11 protein-coding genes and 1 pseudogene are annotated in these 13,912 nt (G+C 60.5%); 6 read left to right on the top strand and 6 right to left on the bottom strand.

Annotation, left to right across the window (positions count from 1 at the left end; translation table 11 throughout):
* The 6 genes and pseudogenes from GSM73_RS27920 to rfbB form a co-directional block, all read right to left on the bottom strand.
* Positions 1-241 (bottom strand): annotated as a pseudogene (locus GSM73_RS27920) (response regulator); the annotation flags it as partial.
* Positions 242-288: 47 nt separating this feature from the next.
* A complete protein-coding gene (locus GSM73_RS24210; RefSeq protein WP_047226961.1) occupies positions 289-2,097 on the bottom strand; it encodes an ATP-binding protein in 1,809 nt (602 codons plus the stop codon).
* A gap of 36 nt (positions 2,098-2,133) precedes the next feature.
* Complete coding sequence (rfbD, locus tag GSM73_RS24205) at positions 2,134-3,015, bottom strand: dTDP-4-dehydrorhamnose reductase (RefSeq protein ID WP_047226862.1); 882 nt, start codon at positions 3,013-3,015, stop codon at positions 2,134-2,136.
* Complete coding sequence (gene rfbC / locus GSM73_RS24200) at positions 3,012-3,557, bottom strand: dTDP-4-dehydrorhamnose 3,5-epimerase (protein ID WP_047226863.1); 546 nt, start codon at positions 3,555-3,557, stop codon at positions 3,012-3,014. The genes rfbD and rfbC overlap by 4 nt, the downstream gene beginning before the upstream one ends.
* Positions 3,554-4,429, bottom strand: a complete 876-nt coding sequence (gene rfbA, locus GSM73_RS24195) for a glucose-1-phosphate thymidylyltransferase RfbA (protein ID WP_047226864.1) — start codon at positions 4,427-4,429, stop codon at positions 3,554-3,556. Before rfbA ends, rfbC begins: the two co-directional genes overlap by 4 nt.
* On the bottom strand, positions 4,426-5,508 hold the full coding sequence (gene rfbB, locus GSM73_RS24190; RefSeq protein WP_047226865.1) for a dTDP-glucose 4,6-dehydratase: 1,083 nt from the start codon (positions 5,506-5,508) through the stop codon (positions 4,426-4,428). Before rfbB ends, rfbA begins: the two co-directional genes overlap by 4 nt.
* Positions 5,509-5,698: 190 nt before the next feature.
* Here rfbB and GSM73_RS24185 point away from each other — a divergent pair, with 190 nt between their 5' ends.
* The 6 genes from GSM73_RS24185 to GSM73_RS24160 all read left to right on the top strand — a co-directional run bounded on the left by GSM73_RS24185 (position 5,699) and on the right by GSM73_RS24160 (position 13,903).
* Positions 5,699-8,611 (top strand): aminotransferase, encoded by a 2,913-nt coding sequence (locus GSM73_RS24185; protein ID WP_160894026.1) that lies wholly within the window; start codon positions 5,699-5,701, stop codon positions 8,609-8,611.
* 248 nt (positions 8,612-8,859) lie between these two features.
* Positions 8,860-9,738 carry an N-carbamoylputrescine amidase gene (gene aguB / locus GSM73_RS24180; RefSeq protein WP_160894023.1) on the top strand — a complete coding sequence of 293 codons (879 nt, stop codon included), beginning with the start codon at positions 8,860-8,862 and terminating at the stop codon, positions 9,736-9,738.
* A 3-nt stretch (positions 9,739-9,741) separates the two neighbouring features.
* Complete coding sequence (gene aguA, locus GSM73_RS24175; RefSeq protein ID WP_160894021.1) at positions 9,742-10,848, top strand: agmatine deiminase; 1,107 nt, start codon at positions 9,742-9,744, stop codon at positions 10,846-10,848.
* Positions 10,849-11,093: 245 nt separating this feature from the next.
* Positions 11,094-11,297: a hypothetical protein gene (locus tag GSM73_RS24170; protein WP_160894019.1), complete on the top strand. Its 204-nt coding sequence runs from the start codon at positions 11,094-11,096 to the stop codon at positions 11,295-11,297.
* Positions 11,298-11,636: 339 nt separating this feature from the next.
* Complete coding sequence (locus tag GSM73_RS24165; RefSeq protein ID WP_047226870.1) at positions 11,637-12,923, top strand: OprD family porin; 1,287 nt, start codon at positions 11,637-11,639, stop codon at positions 12,921-12,923.
* A gap of 233 nt (positions 12,924-13,156) precedes the next feature.
* Positions 13,157-13,903: a 2OG-Fe dioxygenase family protein gene (locus GSM73_RS24160; RefSeq protein ID WP_047226871.1), complete on the top strand. Its 747-nt coding sequence runs from the start codon at positions 13,157-13,159 to the stop codon at positions 13,901-13,903.
* Positions 13,904-13,912: the final 9 nt, after the last annotated feature.

Genomic DNA, 13,912 nt, shown 5'->3' with positions numbered 1-13,912 from the left:
GCATGGCCTGGACTGCCAGCGGCACGTCGCCATGGCCGGTGATCAGCAACACCGGCAGCTCCGGGTCCTGGGCATGGAGTTCGCTCAGCAACTCAAGGCCGTCGATGCCCGGCATGCGAATGTCACTGACCACCACACCCGGCCAGTCGCGAGACAGTTGCCCGGCCACGCCTTTGGCCTCGGCCAGGGACAGGACCTTCAGGCCGGCCAGGTCGAGGGTCTGGCTCAAGGCCTGACGCAAGTGGGGATCGTCGTCGATCAATACCACCTCAATCCGGTTATCGATGGTCATACACTACGGTCCTCGGACGGTTGCAGGCTCACACCGGGCGCGCCAGCGCGCAACTTCAGGGTAATCAGGGCGCCGCCTTCCTTGTGATTGGCGAACGACAGTTCACCGCCGAAGGCGCGCATCAGGGTGTCGCAAATCGCCAGCCCCAGGCCAAGGCCCTGGGTGCGGGTCTTGGTGGTGTAGAAGGGCTCGCCCGCGCGACCAAGGGCTTCCATGCAAAACCCCGGGCCGTTATCGCGGATGTACAGGTTGACGCCGGTTTCGGTGGCTTCGGCACTGAGCCAGAGTTTGCGCGGCGGGCCTTTTTCAGTCAGGGCGTCGAGAGCGTTGGCCAGCAGGTTGCCGAGCACCTGGCGCAAGCGCGTTTCCCCGGCCTCGACCCACAACGTGGCGGCCGGCAGGTCGCGGATCAGTTCCACTTCCATGCTGCGCCGGCGCTTGGCGAGCAGTGCCAGGGCATCGTCCAGCGCCGGTTGCAGGGCGACACTTTCCGGGGCGTGACGGTCGCGGCGGGCGAAGGCGCGCAAGTGGGCAATGATCGAGGCCATGCGAGCGGTCAGCTCACTGATCAGCTTGAGGTTGCCTCGGGCGTCCTCGGTACGCTGGTGATCGAGCAATATTTCGGCGTTTTCGGCATAGCTGCGGATCGCCGCCAGCGGCTGGTTGAGTTCGTGGCTGATGCTGGCCGACATGGTGCCCAGGGCTGACAGCTTGCCGGCTTGCACCAGGTCATCCTGGGCGCGGACCAGTTCCTGCTGGGCCTGCTCGCGTTCCAGCACCTCTTGCTTGAGTCGCCGGTTCAGGCCTTCCAGGTCACTGGTGCGCTCGGCTACCCGGCCTTCCAGCTCCTGACGGGCCTTGCCTTCGAAGGCGATGCGGTCCAGGTAATGCCGCCGGCGCTGCATCATCAACCCGAGCAACAGCATCAGGACCAGCAAGGCCGCACCGCCGATGACCACCACGGTGCGCACCGGACGGTCGATCAGGGTACGCGGGGCGAGAATGCTCACGCTCCAGCGGGTCTCCTCAATGGACTGGGTCTGGATCAGCCAGGCGTTCGCGTCCAGGTTCAGCGGTTTGGGGTCGCGGGTCGGGTAGGGCTGTACGGCGCTGATGGACTGGCGCTCCTCGTCACTTAAGGGGCGGGTCGCGCGAAATCGCCATTCTTGTCGCGAAGTGAGGATCACCACGCCGTTGTGGTCGGTCACCAGCAGTTGTTCGGGGGTTTTGCCCCAGAGGCTTTCGGTGTGGTCCAGATCCACCTTGACCACCAGTACGCCGATCACTTTTTCCCGGTCGCGCACGGCAGCGGCGAAGAAGTAACCGCGCTTGGCCGAGGTGGTGCCCAAGCCGAAGAAGCGTCCCAGCCGCCCGGCCATCGCCTCGATGTAGTACGGCCGGAAGGCAAAATTGCGTCCGACGAAACTGTCGTGTTTATCCCAGTTCGATGCCGCGAGGGTCTTGCCGGTGGGGTCCATCAGGTACATGACTTCTGCGCCGGTCTGGGCGCTGATGTTTTTCAGCAGTCGATTGGCATTGCCTTGGATGATGCCGTCGTCCGGTGCCAGTAAAGTGGCGCGCAGGGCCGGCAGCTCACCGAGAATCTGTGGCAGCACTTCATAGCGATGCAGGGTGCCCAACAGGTTGGCGACGTAGAGATCGAGGGTCTGGCGGTTCTGCCCGGCCAGTTCACTGCGGTAGTAACGCTCGGCCAGATGTTCCAGCGGCCACAGCAACGGCGCCAGGCACAGCGCAAGCAAGGCCAGGCTGCGCCAGCGGGGTCTGCGGGGAAGAGTGGAATTCATGAGCATCAGGCGCCTGTGGGGACAGGCGCATTATGCCTAGTGTCCGGCGGCAAGGCACTGGTGCAGCGCGCTTTGCCAGTCTGGCTGACTTACACCCCATTGCTGAAGCAGGCGTGTGCAATCCAGACGCGAGTTCAGCGGGCGTGGGGCCGGGGTCGGGTAAGCACTGGAGGGGATGGGCTCAAGCACCGCGCAGGGTTTGTGCTGCTCGATCAGGTGCTCGCCGATGGCCTGGGCAAAGCCGAACCAGGACGTTTCACCCTGCGCCGTCAGGTGGTAAGTCCCCCAGGCGCCGCACCGGCCGGCCTGCCAACGTTCAATCAAGTGGGCGGTGCTGTCGGCGATAGTCCCGGCCCAGGTCGGTGCGCCGATCTGATCGTCCACCACCCGCAGGTGCGATTTTTCCTGCAGCAGGCGTTGCATGGTCAACAGGAAGTTGCGGCCTTCGTTGGAGTACACCCAACTGGTGCGCAAAATCAGGTGCTGCCCGGCGACGTGGCGAATGGCGTCCTCGCCGGCCAGCTTGCTGCGCCCGTAGACACTCAGCGGGTTGGGCGGGTCGGTCTCGGTGTAGGGCTCAGGCTTGCGACCATCGAAGACGTAATCGGTGGAGTAGTGGATCAGCGGGACACCCAACTCGACCGCCACTTGAGCCAGGACGCCCGGCGCCGTGGCATTGATGGCGAAGGCCCGTTCCGGTTCGCTCTCGGCCTGGTCGACGGCGGTGTGGGCGGCGGCGTTGATGATCAGGTCAGGCCGCAGGGCAGTGATGGGCGAACGAAGGTGATCGGGGCGCGCTAGGTCGAGTTGGTCGCTGCCGCGCACGATCAACTCAGCCATGCCGGCCAGGCGCGACTGAAGTGCTCGGGAGACCTGGCCGTTCTGGCCGATGATCAGGATGCGCAAGGAGGTACTCATGGGAACAGGTCGGCCTCGTGCAGAGCCTTGCCGGCCTGGTCCTTGGGTGAGAGGATCGGCGCACTCTCCAGTTCCCAGTCGATGGCCAGGTCCGGGTCGTCCCAGCGAATGCAGCGCTCGGCAGAGGGCGCGTAGTAGTCGGTGGTCTTGTAGAGGAAATCAGCGCAATCGCTGAGCACGACGAAGCCATGGGCGAAGCCTGGCGGGACCCACAGTTGCCGATGGTTCTGCGCTGACAGGCGTACGCCCACCCATTGCCCGAAAGTGGCCGAACTGCGACGAATGTCCACCGCCACGTCGAGCACTTCCCCGGCAATGACCCGCACCAGTTTTCCCTGGGCCTGTTCGATTTGATAATGCAGGCCGCGCAACACGCCCCTGGCCGAGCGCGAGTGGTTATCCTGGACGAACTGCAACGCGCAGCCGGTGGCCTCGGCGAACGCCCGAGCGTTGAAACTCTCGTAGAAAAAGCCGCGATCATCACCGAAAACCTTCGGTTCGATGATCAGGACTTCAGGCAGGCGGGTGGCGATGACGTTCAACGTGTCTCTCCAGCGATCTGGAACAGGTATTGGCCGTAGCCGGTCTTGCCAAAGTACTGGGCGCGCTCAAGGATGTGCTCGCGGCTGACCCAGCCCTGTTGGTAGGCAATTTCTTCCAGGCACGCGACTTTCAAACCTTGGCGGTGCTCGATGGTTTGCACATATTGCGAAGCCTCCAGCAGGCTGTCGTGGGTGCCGGTGTCCAGCCAGGCGAAACCACGGCCGAAACGCTCGACGTGCAGGTCGCCGCGGTGCAGGTAGGCGTTGTTGACGTCGGTGATTTCCAGTTCGCCTCGTTTGGAGGGTTTGATGGTCTTGGCGATCTGGATCACGTCGTTATCGTAGAAATACAGGCCGGTTACCGCGTAGCTGGATTTGGGCGCGGTAGGTTTTTCTTCAATGGAAATGGCCCGCCCTTGAGCATCGAAATCGATCACGCCAAAACGCTCAGGGTCTTTGACCCAGTAACCGAATACCGTCGCGCCCGTCTGCCGGGTGGCGGCCGTCTGCAGTTGTTCGCCGAAATGCTGCCCGTGAAAAATGTTGTCGCCCAGGATCAGGCACACCGGATCGTTGCCGATAAATTGCTCGCCGATCAGAAACGCCTGGGCCAGGCCATCGGGCGATGGCTGCTCGGCGTAGTGAAATTGCACGCCAAACTGACTGCCGTCGCCCAACAGATTGCGGTATTGCGGCAAGTCCTGAGGGGTGGAAATCACCAGGATGTCCTTGATGCCGGCGAGCATCAGCACCGAAATCGGGTAATAGATCATCGGCTTGTCGTAAACCGGTAGTAACTGCTTGGAAACCCCAAGGGTAATCGGGTGCAGTCGGGTGCCGGAGCCGCCGGCCAGAACAATGCCTTTCATCATGCAATCGCATCCTTGTTGTCGAGCGAGCCCAGGCGCTCGCCCTGATAGCTACCGTCCTGGACACGTCGGCACCACAGCAGGTTTTCGAGGTACCACTGCACGGTTTTACGCAGGCCGGTCTCGAAGGTTTCCCGGGGCGTCCAGCCCAGTTCACGCTCGATCTTGCCGGCATCGATGGCGTAGCGCAGGTCGTGACCGGGGCGGTCTTTGACGAAGGTGATCAGGTCGGCATAGTGCTCCACGCCGTCGGGCTTGTGGGGCGCCAGTTCTTCGAGCAGGGCGCAGATGCCGCGCACCACGTCGATGTTCTTCTGTTCATTGTGGCCGCCGATGTTGTAGGTCTCGCCCACGGCACCTTCGGTCACGACCTTGAGCAGCGCCCGGGCATGGTCTTCGACGTACAGCCAGTCGCGCACTTGTTGGCCGTCGCCGTATACCGGCAACGGCTTGCCGGCCAGGGCATTGAGGATCACCAGCGGAATCAGCTTCTCGGGAAAGTGAAACGGCCCATAGTTGTTGGAGCAGTTGGTCAGCAGCACGGGCAAGCCGTAAGTGCGTTGCCAGGCGCGTACCAGATGGTCGGAAGCCGCCTTGCTCGCCGAGTACGGCGAGCTGGGGGCGTAGGCGGTGGTTTCGGTGAACAAATCATCCACGCCGTGCAGGTCGCCATACACTTCGTCGGTGGAAATGTGATGGAAACGAAACGCGCGCTTCTGCGGCTCGGCCAGGGTCTGCCAATAGGCGCGGGTGGCTTCCAGCAGGCTGTAGGTGCCCACGATATTGGTCTGGATGAAGTCCGCCGGGCCGTCGATGGAGCGGTCGACGTGGGACTCGGCCGCCAGATGCATGATGGCCTCAGGTTTGAACCTTGCCAGTATCGCGCTGACCGTCGGTTGATCGACGATATCGGCCTGGAAGAACTCGTAGCGGTTGTCGTGCTCGATGCTGCTCAGCGATTCGAGATTGCCGGCATAGGTCAGCTTGTCGAGGTTCAGGACCTGATGTCCGGTATCCAGGATCAAGTGCCGTATAAGCGCCGAGCCGATAAAACCGGCACCGCCAGTGATGAGAATGCGCATCCGATCAAGCCTTTTTCCGTGGAACAACAAAGCATTGGAGCATAGCTTGTCGGCATGGCGAGGGCGGTGCAAGCAGGATATTTCCGGGCACGCTCACGCGCTTGGCAATTCACCTGCGGCAAAGGGGTTGCTTATCCCCCGACTCAATGGCGAGATAGACATCCGATAAAACCACCTCAGGGGTCGTTGTATGCCACTCGCTACGTTGGTTCACCGTGCCAGTTTGCCAAGCCCACAGATCAGTGCCGAACAGGCGCTGGTGCTGCTGCGCTCGAATTACGGACTCAGCGGTGACCTGCGACCCTTGGGCAGCCAGCAGGACCTCAACTATCGCGTCGACAGCGAGCGCGGACGGTTTGTGCTGAAGATTTGCCATGGTGACTACGCTGTCCAGGAACTCCAGGCCCAGCATGCCGCCCTCAAGCACCTGGCCGAGCACGGCGCGGTGAAAGTGCCGCGGGTGATCGCCGCCAATAATGGCCAGGATCTGTTGACCCTGGAGCTCGCAGGGCAAGCGGTTCATGTACGACTGCTGGAGTACATCGACGGCCAGTCGCTCACCCAGCTTAACCATTGGGGACCTGAACTGGTCACGGGGCTGGGGCGCTTGTGCGCACAAATCGACCTGGCGCTGGCCACGTTCGATCACCCTGGCCTGGAGCGCACCCTGCAATGGGACGCCCTCCACGCCAATGCGTTGGTCGGCCATCTGCTGCCCGTCATCGACGATGATCAAGAACGCAACCTGATCGCCGAGGCGGCGCAACAGGCCGAACGCCGCTTGCAGCCGCTCAAGGCCAGCCTGCCGGTGCAGGCGATCCACATGGACATCACCGATGACAACGTGGTCTGGCAGCGCGATGCCCAGCGCCAATGGCAATTGCAGGGCGTCATCGATTTCGGCGACCTGATCCGCACCTGGCGCGTTACCGATCTGTCGGTGACCTGTGCAGCCTTGTTGCACCATGCCGACGGCGATCCGTTTTTCATCCTGCCGGCGATCAAGGCTTACAACGCGCTCAACCCGCTGCAATATGAGGAGCTGCTGGCGCTTTGGCCGCTGATCGTTGCCCGCGCTGCCGTGCTGGTGCTCAGCGGGGAACAGCAGGTATCCATTGACCCGGAAAATCAATACAGCCGCGACAACCTGGACCATGAGTGGGAGATTTTCCGGATTGCTCAGTCGGTCCCGTTCGAACTGATGGAAGCGGCGATCCTCACGTCCGTGGGCCACCATCTGCCACCCGTTGCCAGTGAAGGCTTTGTGCCGCTGTTGCCGACCTTGGTGGGCCGCGAGTTCGCCCTGATCGACCTGGGTGTCCTGAGCCCGCATTTCGAAGCTGGTAACTGGGAGCAGGAGGGGATCGACCAGCGTCTGCTGAGTGAACCCGCCGCGGTCCATGGATTGGCCGCCAGCCGCTACGGGCAGTTCCGATTGTCTCGGACTCGGCCGGACAGCGCCGTTGAACCGGATACTTATCCATTACACGTAGAATTGCAGGTGCCGCGGGGCACGCCGCTGGAATCGCCGTTCGCCGGGGTGGTGCACAAGGCTGCCGACGGCATGTTGCAACTGGACAGCGTGCAACTGAGCATTCGGCTGTGGGGCGTGACATCGCCGCTGCATTCCGGGGCTGCGCTGGTCAAGGGCCAGGTCTTGGGCGAAGTCGATGGACCGTTGCGGGTGCAGTTGTGTCGTGGCGCTCAGCTCAATCCGCCGTTGTTCTGCACGCCATCCAGGGCGCCGGCCTGGCAGGCGCTCTGCCCCTCACCAGCGGTGCTGCTGGGACTGGCCTGTGATGCCGAGCCAGAGATCGACCCCCACCAGTTGCTGGCTCGTCGCGATGCGAGCTTTGCCCGTTCGCAGAAGCACTATTACGTTGATCCGCCGCGCATTGAGCGCGGCTGGCGCAATCACCTGATCGACATGCAGGGCCGCTCCTACCTGGACATGCTCAACAACGTCGCGGTACTGGGGCACGGGCATCCGCGCATGGCCGCGGTGGCCGCCCGGCAGTGGTCGCTGCTCAACACCAACTCCCGCTTTCACTATGCCGCGATTGCCGAATTTTCCGAGCGCTTGCTGGCGCTGGCGCCGCCCGGCATGGATCGGGTATTTCTGGTCAACAGTGGCACCGAGGCCAACGACCTGGCGATCCGCCTGGCCTGGGCCTACAGCGGCGGCCGGGACATGCTCAGTGTGCTGGAGGCCTATCACGGCTGGTCGGTAGCGGCCGATGCGGTCTCGACGTCCATTGCCGACAACCCTCAGGCCCTGAGCAGTCGCCCGGATTGGGTGCATCCGGTGACCGCGCCAAACACTTATCGCGGTGAATTCCGCGGCCCCAACAGCGCGCCGGACTACCTGCGCAGCGTCGAGCACAACCTGGCAAAAATCGCCGAACACAAGCGCCAGCTCGCCGGCTTCATCTGCGAACCGGTGTACGGCAATGCTGGCGGGATCGCACTGCCGCCGGGGTATCTGAAGCAGGTCTACGCGCTGGTGCGCGAGCGCGGCGGCGTCTGCATCGCTGACGAAGTGCAAGTCGGCTACGGGCGCATGGGAGAATTTTTCTGGGGCTTCGAAGAACAGGATGTAGTACCGGACATCATCACCATGGCCAAGGGCATGGGTAACGGCCAGCCGCTGGGAGCGGTCATCACCCGCCGGGAAATCGCCGAGGCGCTGGAAGCAGAAGGGTATTTTTTCTCGTCAGCCGGCGGCAGCCCGGTCAGTTGCCAGATCGGCATGGCCGTGCTGGACGTCATGGAAGAAGAAAAACTGTGGGAAAACGCCCGGGCAGTGGGTGGGCATTTCAAGGCCCGCCTGCAAGCTTTGATCGACCGATATCCGTTGGTCGGTGCGGTGCATGGCTCCGGTTTTTACCTGGGCGTGGAACTGATCCGCAACCGCGACACCCTTGAGCCGGCCACCGAAGAAACCACGGCGCTGTGCAATCGCCTGCGGGAGCTGGGTATTTTCATGCAACCGACCGGCGACTACCTGAACATCCTCAAGATCAAACCGCCGATGGTCACCACCCGCCAGAGCGTGGATTTCTTTGTCGATATGTTGGTGAAGGTGTTGGACGAGGGGCTTTGACTAACTGAGGCAAACGCTTTCCCTGTGGGAGCGGGCTTGCTCGCGATAGTGGTGAACCCGTCTGCAGCGATGTCAGATGGGGGATCGCATTGCGAGCAGGCTCGCTCCCACAAGGTTTTGCGTGGTTGATAGTTCGATTTTTGTCGGTATTTTTTGCGACTGGCGTGTGGTTTTAAATCTATATCGCTTCTAAAGTCGATTTTTATCGGTTATAAAGTCGGCACCACACATGCTCTGGAGCTTCCTTCATGAGTCGTATCGTCACCGTTGCCGCCACCCAGATGGCCTGTTCCTGGGACCTGGAGGCCAATATCGAGATCGCTGAACAGCAGGTTCGCGAGGCCGCTGCCAAAGGGGCGCAGATCATCCTGCTTCAGGAGTTGTTCGAGACGCCGTACTTTTGCCAGAAGCCCAACCCGGACTACCTGCAATTGGCGACTCCGGTCGAAGATAGCGTCGCCATCAGGCATTTTCAGAAAGTTGCCAGGGAGCTACAGGTCGTCTTGCCCATCAGCTTTTTTGAACGGGCCGGTCGTGCGCGTTTCAACAGTATTGCGATCATTGATGCCGACGGCCGTAACCTGGGGGTATACCGCAAGAGTCACATCCCGGACGGTCCTGGCTACCATGAGAAGTACTATTTCAACCCTGGCGATACCGGTTTCAAGGTCTGGAATACCCGCTACGCCAGGATCGGCGTGGGCATCTGCTGGGACCAGTGGTTTCCCGAGTGCGCCCGCAGCATGGCGCTGCAAGGTGCGGAAATCCTGTTTTACCCGACCGCCATTGGCAGCGAGCCGCACGACAAGAGCATTTCGTCCCGCGATCACTGGCAGCGCGTGCAACAAGGCCATGCCGGCGCGAACGTAATGCCGCTGGTGGCCAGCAACCGCATCGGCAACGAAGAGCAGGATGGCTACGACATCACGTTCTACGGCTCCTCGTTCATCGCCAATCAGTTCGGTGAAAAGGTCCAGGAATTGAACGAAACCGAAGAAGGCGTGCTGGTGCACAGCTTTGACCTGGACGAGCTGGAACACATTCGCAGTGCCTGGGGCACTTTCCGTGATCGTCGTGCGGACCTGTACGGCTCGATCAAAACCCTCGATGGCTCACTGGAGTCCTGATTTATGACAACGTTGCACAGCACTCCCCGCGCGGATGGTTTCCACATGCCTGCCGAGTGGGCACCCCAGACCCAGGTCTGGATGGTCTGGCCCGAGCGCCCGGACAACTGGCGCCTGGGCGGCAAGCCCGCGCAGGCCGCTCATGTGGCGGTCGCCAAAGCCATCGCCCGCTTCGAACCGGTAACCGTGGCGGTGTCCGCGAACCAATACGAAAATGCCCGGGCGCATCTCGACGTGCCGAATATCCGCGTGGTGGAAATGTCCAGCGACGATGCCTGGGTCCGGGACACCGGCCCGACGTTTGTCATCAATGATAGTGGCGAAGTGCGCGGCGTCGACTGGGATTTCAACGCCTGGGGTGGGTTTGACGGTGGCCTGTATGCGCCGTGGAACCGGGATTCGCAAGTGGCCAGCAAGATTCTCGAGATCGAACGTAGCCCGCGTTACCGCACCGAAGGCTTCGTGCTTGAGGGCGGCTCAATCCACGTCGATGGCGAGGGCACCCTGATCACCACCGAGGAATGCCTGCTCAACCGCAATCGCAACCCGCACTTGAGCCGCGAAGACATCGAGGCTGTGCTCAGCGCGCAGTTGGCGGTGGACAAGATCATCTGGCTGCCGGACGGCCTGTTCAACGACGAAACCGACGGGCATGTGGATAATTTCTGCTGCTACGTGCGCCCTGGCGAAGTATTGCTGGCCTGGACCGATGACCCGCAGGACCCGAACTACGCCCGCTGCCATGCCGCGATGGACGTCCTGCAAAACAGCACTGACGCCAAGGGACGCCCGTTCACAGTGCACAAAATGCCAATTCCGGGGCAGTTGTATGCCACTGAAGAGGAATGCGCCGGCGTGGACGCGGTGCAGGGTTCCCAGGAGCGCAATCCGGCCGTGCGGTTGGCCGGTTCCTACGTGAATTTCCTGATCGTCAACGGCGGCATCATCGCACCGAGTTTCGACGATCCACTGGATGGCCCGGCGAAGGCGCTTCTGCAAGGGCTTTTTCCAGAGCACGAAGTGGTCATGGTGCCGGGGCGCGAACTGTTACTGGGGGGCGGAAACATCCACTGCCTTACCCAACAACAGCCTGCGCCGCGCACAAAATGAGTGGTGATGTAACAGCCAGGTAATAGCGCTGGCGGCAGCTCTGCGCCGGGCTTTTTGGATCCATTTTGCTTTGGCCCGCGGCCTGATTGGGGATGCGGGCTTTTTTATGTCTGCAGATCGGCAGTGCAGGCACATTGGCATAGCTCTTGTATCTGTATCCCGGCAGTTCTGGGGAGCGGAGCTGAGTTGTTTTGTCATAAACCTTGGATAAATTGGCCGCTCATCAACCAGGAGAGGGCGCTGGAATGAATATGATAAGCGAGCGCACATACCATCCCTTGGCCGTTGTCAATGGTGAGTCGCTTAAAGCTTTGGCACAGTGGTTGAAGTCCAACGGAACGCGTCAGATCAGAGAACCCGACCCGCGTCGGATGATCATGGAACGCTACCCGGATGGCCTGTTCAGCGAGGCTGAGCTGGAAGCACTGTGGGACGTGATGCAAGGATAGAATTCGACGGATTGAGAAAAGGCGCTGGCCAGGATGGCAGCGCTTTTTTTGTGGCTGATGGTTCTGTGTTGAACACTGAGCCCATTTGAAGGTTGTTTTTAGAAGTTTTTCGCCTGATTACAGACGATTCACGAAATTGACACATCATTGAAGGCGGGACTAGGATTCGTCCACGCCTGTGGCTAACAGCCATGACTCTTAAATAATAAAAAGGCCCGCCACGATCATTCGTGGGCGGGCCTTTTCATTATTTTCAGGAGCAAGAGTCCGAAAAAGAGCGCAAAAGCGCCGTTTCGGCTGCCGTCGCAGTGCGTATCAACCCGTATAAGGAAAATAATCATGTTGAACAAGCGCATTGCTCTGATCGCACTGGGGATTTTAAACACGACATATGCCATGGCCAGCGACCAGGCTGAGTCCAAGGGGTTCGTTGAGGACAGCAGCCTGAACGTGCTGTTACGCAACGCCTATATCAATCGCGACTACAAAAACGGTAATGAAGACAAAGCCGAATGGGGGCAGGCCGCCATCGGAACGTTCTCGTCCGGCTTTACCCAAGGCACTGTCGGTGTAGGGGTGGACGCCTTCGGACTGTACGCGCTGCGTCTGGATGGCGGCAAAGGTCGCAGCGGTGCGGGCGGCATCGACTTCTTCAAGCAAGGCGACAGCGGCAACGCGGCCGATGACCTGTCCAAGTTTGGTGCGGCGGTCAAATTCCGTGTTTCCAATACCGTGTTGGCCTACGGTGACCAGATGCCGGCGTTGCCGGTGCTGAGCTACGACAACTCGCGCCTGCTGCCGGAAAGCTACACCGGCACGCTGATCACCTCCAAAGAGATCAAGGGCCTGGAGCTGAACGCTGGACGTTTCACCGCCGAGTCGCGCAAGAGCGCCGAGGGTCGTGACAGCGGTGGCCTGAAGTCGATCAACGTATTGGGCGGCAGCTATCAGTTCACCGAGCAGTTCAAGGCTTCGCTCTACGCCTCGGATGTCGAGGACGTGTTGAAGAAGCAGTACGTGAACGCCAACTACGTATTCCCGCTGGCCAAGGATCAATCCCTGACCCTGGACTTCAACGGCTATCGCACCAAGCTGGACAACAGCTATGTTCGCGAAAACAACGTCACCGGCGACGACAACAAGATCTGGAGCCTGGCCGCCACCTTCGCCACCGGCCCGCACAGTTTCACCCTCGCTCACCAGCGCAGCACTGGTGACAGCAACCTGGGCTACGCCTATGGCGGTTATCAGCGCGGGCAGAATCGTGTAGGGGACGGCGGCAATACGATCTACCTGGCCAACTCCTACTGGTCCGACTTCAATGCTGAAGACGAGCGCAGCTGGCAACTGGGTTATGGCCTGGATTTCACCACGTTCGGGGTTCCCGGTCTGACGTATAACGTGGCTTATGTGCGTGGCGATAACATCACCACCTCCACCAGCGAAGGTGGCACCGAGCGCGAGATCTTCAACCAGTTCAAGTACGTGGTCCAGAACGGTCCCGCCAAAGACCTGAGCGTGCGGTTGCGCAGTTCCTTCCTGCGTGTTTCGCAGAAATCCAGCGAGTACAACGTCAGCGGCAATGAGCTGCGGGTGTTCGTGGATTATCCGATCAGCGTCTTCTGATGCCTGATCACGTTACAAGCGTCTGATGAAAAACCCCGAGCGCAAACTCGGGGTTTTTTCTTTGGACGGCAAAAAAAACGTTGGAACAGTCTGTTTTCCCGAGAAAAAGTCGTACTAATGAAACATTGTCCACCGTTTCAAGCATGGCTTGAAATGCCTCAAATACTTTCTCATGGACGTAAATCCTGTACCTACTAGATTAGGCTGCTCAATGCAGTGGAGACCTATGAAAAATGATCGTTCTGAACAGGGAAGTAGGCGAAGCGCTGAGGCGTGACAAATACGTCAACGTCCGCGGTGGAGACTTCAATCTCTACGGTCATTTCGGCGACTTTGTCCGGCTGACCAAGAGCTGGGAAAACATGGAGCCCGACAGCTACTACGGCCAGGCCGAGTCAGGCATGCGTTTTCGCCGCTATAGCGACTTCGAATACAACCCCAGGACCCGCGACCTTACGCAGCTCGAGCATCGGGCCTACATTCAGTCCAAGGCCAACAACAGCTATGTCGGTGGACTGGAGCGGCACTTCCAGGACTTTTCCAACGAAGTGATCAACTCACCGGTGATGCGCAGTCTGATCGACACGGACTTTGAGGTGTACAAGAACGTCCTTCCCCAGGAGCTGCACGAGGAAATCTGGCAGTGCCAGATCCACCAGATCCGTATCGAGATCAAGCCGGGCAAGCAACTGGAAATCACCCCTGAAGGGATCCATTGCGACGGGTATCCGTTCAGCGGCGTGCACTTCTGGGGCCGTCATAATGTGGCCGGCGCAGAGAGTCGTCTGTACACCGCCCAGGAAGAACAACTGGCGGCGATTACCTACGAGGACATTCTCGACACCACGTTTTTCCTCGACCGCGACATGCGCCATTACGTCACCCCGGCCCGGAACGTCCACAGCCATGAAATGGCTTTCAGGCAGATCCTGGCGATTTCCTTCTCGCGGCCCGGGACCGCTTTCGACATTGTTCGCTGAACAGCTCGA

The organism is Pseudomonas sp. PICF6 (genome assembly GCF_009831705.1).
GTDB classification, from domain to species: Bacteria; Pseudomonadota; Gammaproteobacteria; order Pseudomonadales; family Pseudomonadaceae; genus Aquipseudomonas; species Aquipseudomonas rhizophila.
Note: the sequence above shows the minus strand (reverse complement) of the source record. Positions and strands in the feature narration are given on the sequence as shown.

What these genes read in the sequence shown, in the direction of transcription:
- rfbA (WP_047226864.1), bottom strand. Translation starts at nt 4,429, where the DNA reads ATGATGAAAGGCATTGTTCTGGCCGGCGGCTCCGGCACCCGACTGCAC.
- GSM73_RS24165 (WP_047226870.1), top strand. Translation starts at nt 11,637, where the DNA reads ATGTTGAACAAGCGCATTGCTCTGATCGCACTGGGGATTTTAAACACG.
- aguB (WP_160894023.1), top strand. Translation starts at nt 8,860, where the DNA reads ATGAGTCGTATCGTCACCGTTGCCGCCACCCAGATGGCCTGTTCCTGG.
- GSM73_RS24185 (WP_160894026.1), top strand. Translation starts at nt 5,699, where the DNA reads ATGCCACTCGCTACGTTGGTTCACCGTGCCAGTTTGCCAAGCCCACAG.
- rfbD (WP_047226862.1), bottom strand. Translation starts at nt 3,015, where the DNA reads ATGAGTACCTCCTTGCGCATCCTGATCATCGGCCAGAACGGCCAGGTC.
- GSM73_RS24170 (WP_160894019.1), top strand. Translation starts at nt 11,094, where the DNA reads ATGAATATGATAAGCGAGCGCACATACCATCCCTTGGCCGTTGTCAAT.
- GSM73_RS24210 (WP_047226961.1), bottom strand. Translation starts at nt 2,097, where the DNA reads ATGAATTCCACTCTTCCCCGCAGACCCCGCTGGCGCAGCCTGGCCTTG.
- rfbB (WP_047226865.1), bottom strand. Translation starts at nt 5,508, where the DNA reads ATGCGCATTCTCATCACTGGCGGTGCCGGTTTTATCGGCTCGGCGCTT.
- GSM73_RS24160 (WP_047226871.1), top strand. Translation starts at nt 13,157, where the DNA reads ATGATCGTTCTGAACAGGGAAGTAGGCGAAGCGCTGAGGCGTGACAAA.
- aguA (WP_160894021.1), top strand. Translation starts at nt 9,742, where the DNA reads ATGACAACGTTGCACAGCACTCCCCGCGCGGATGGTTTCCACATGCCT.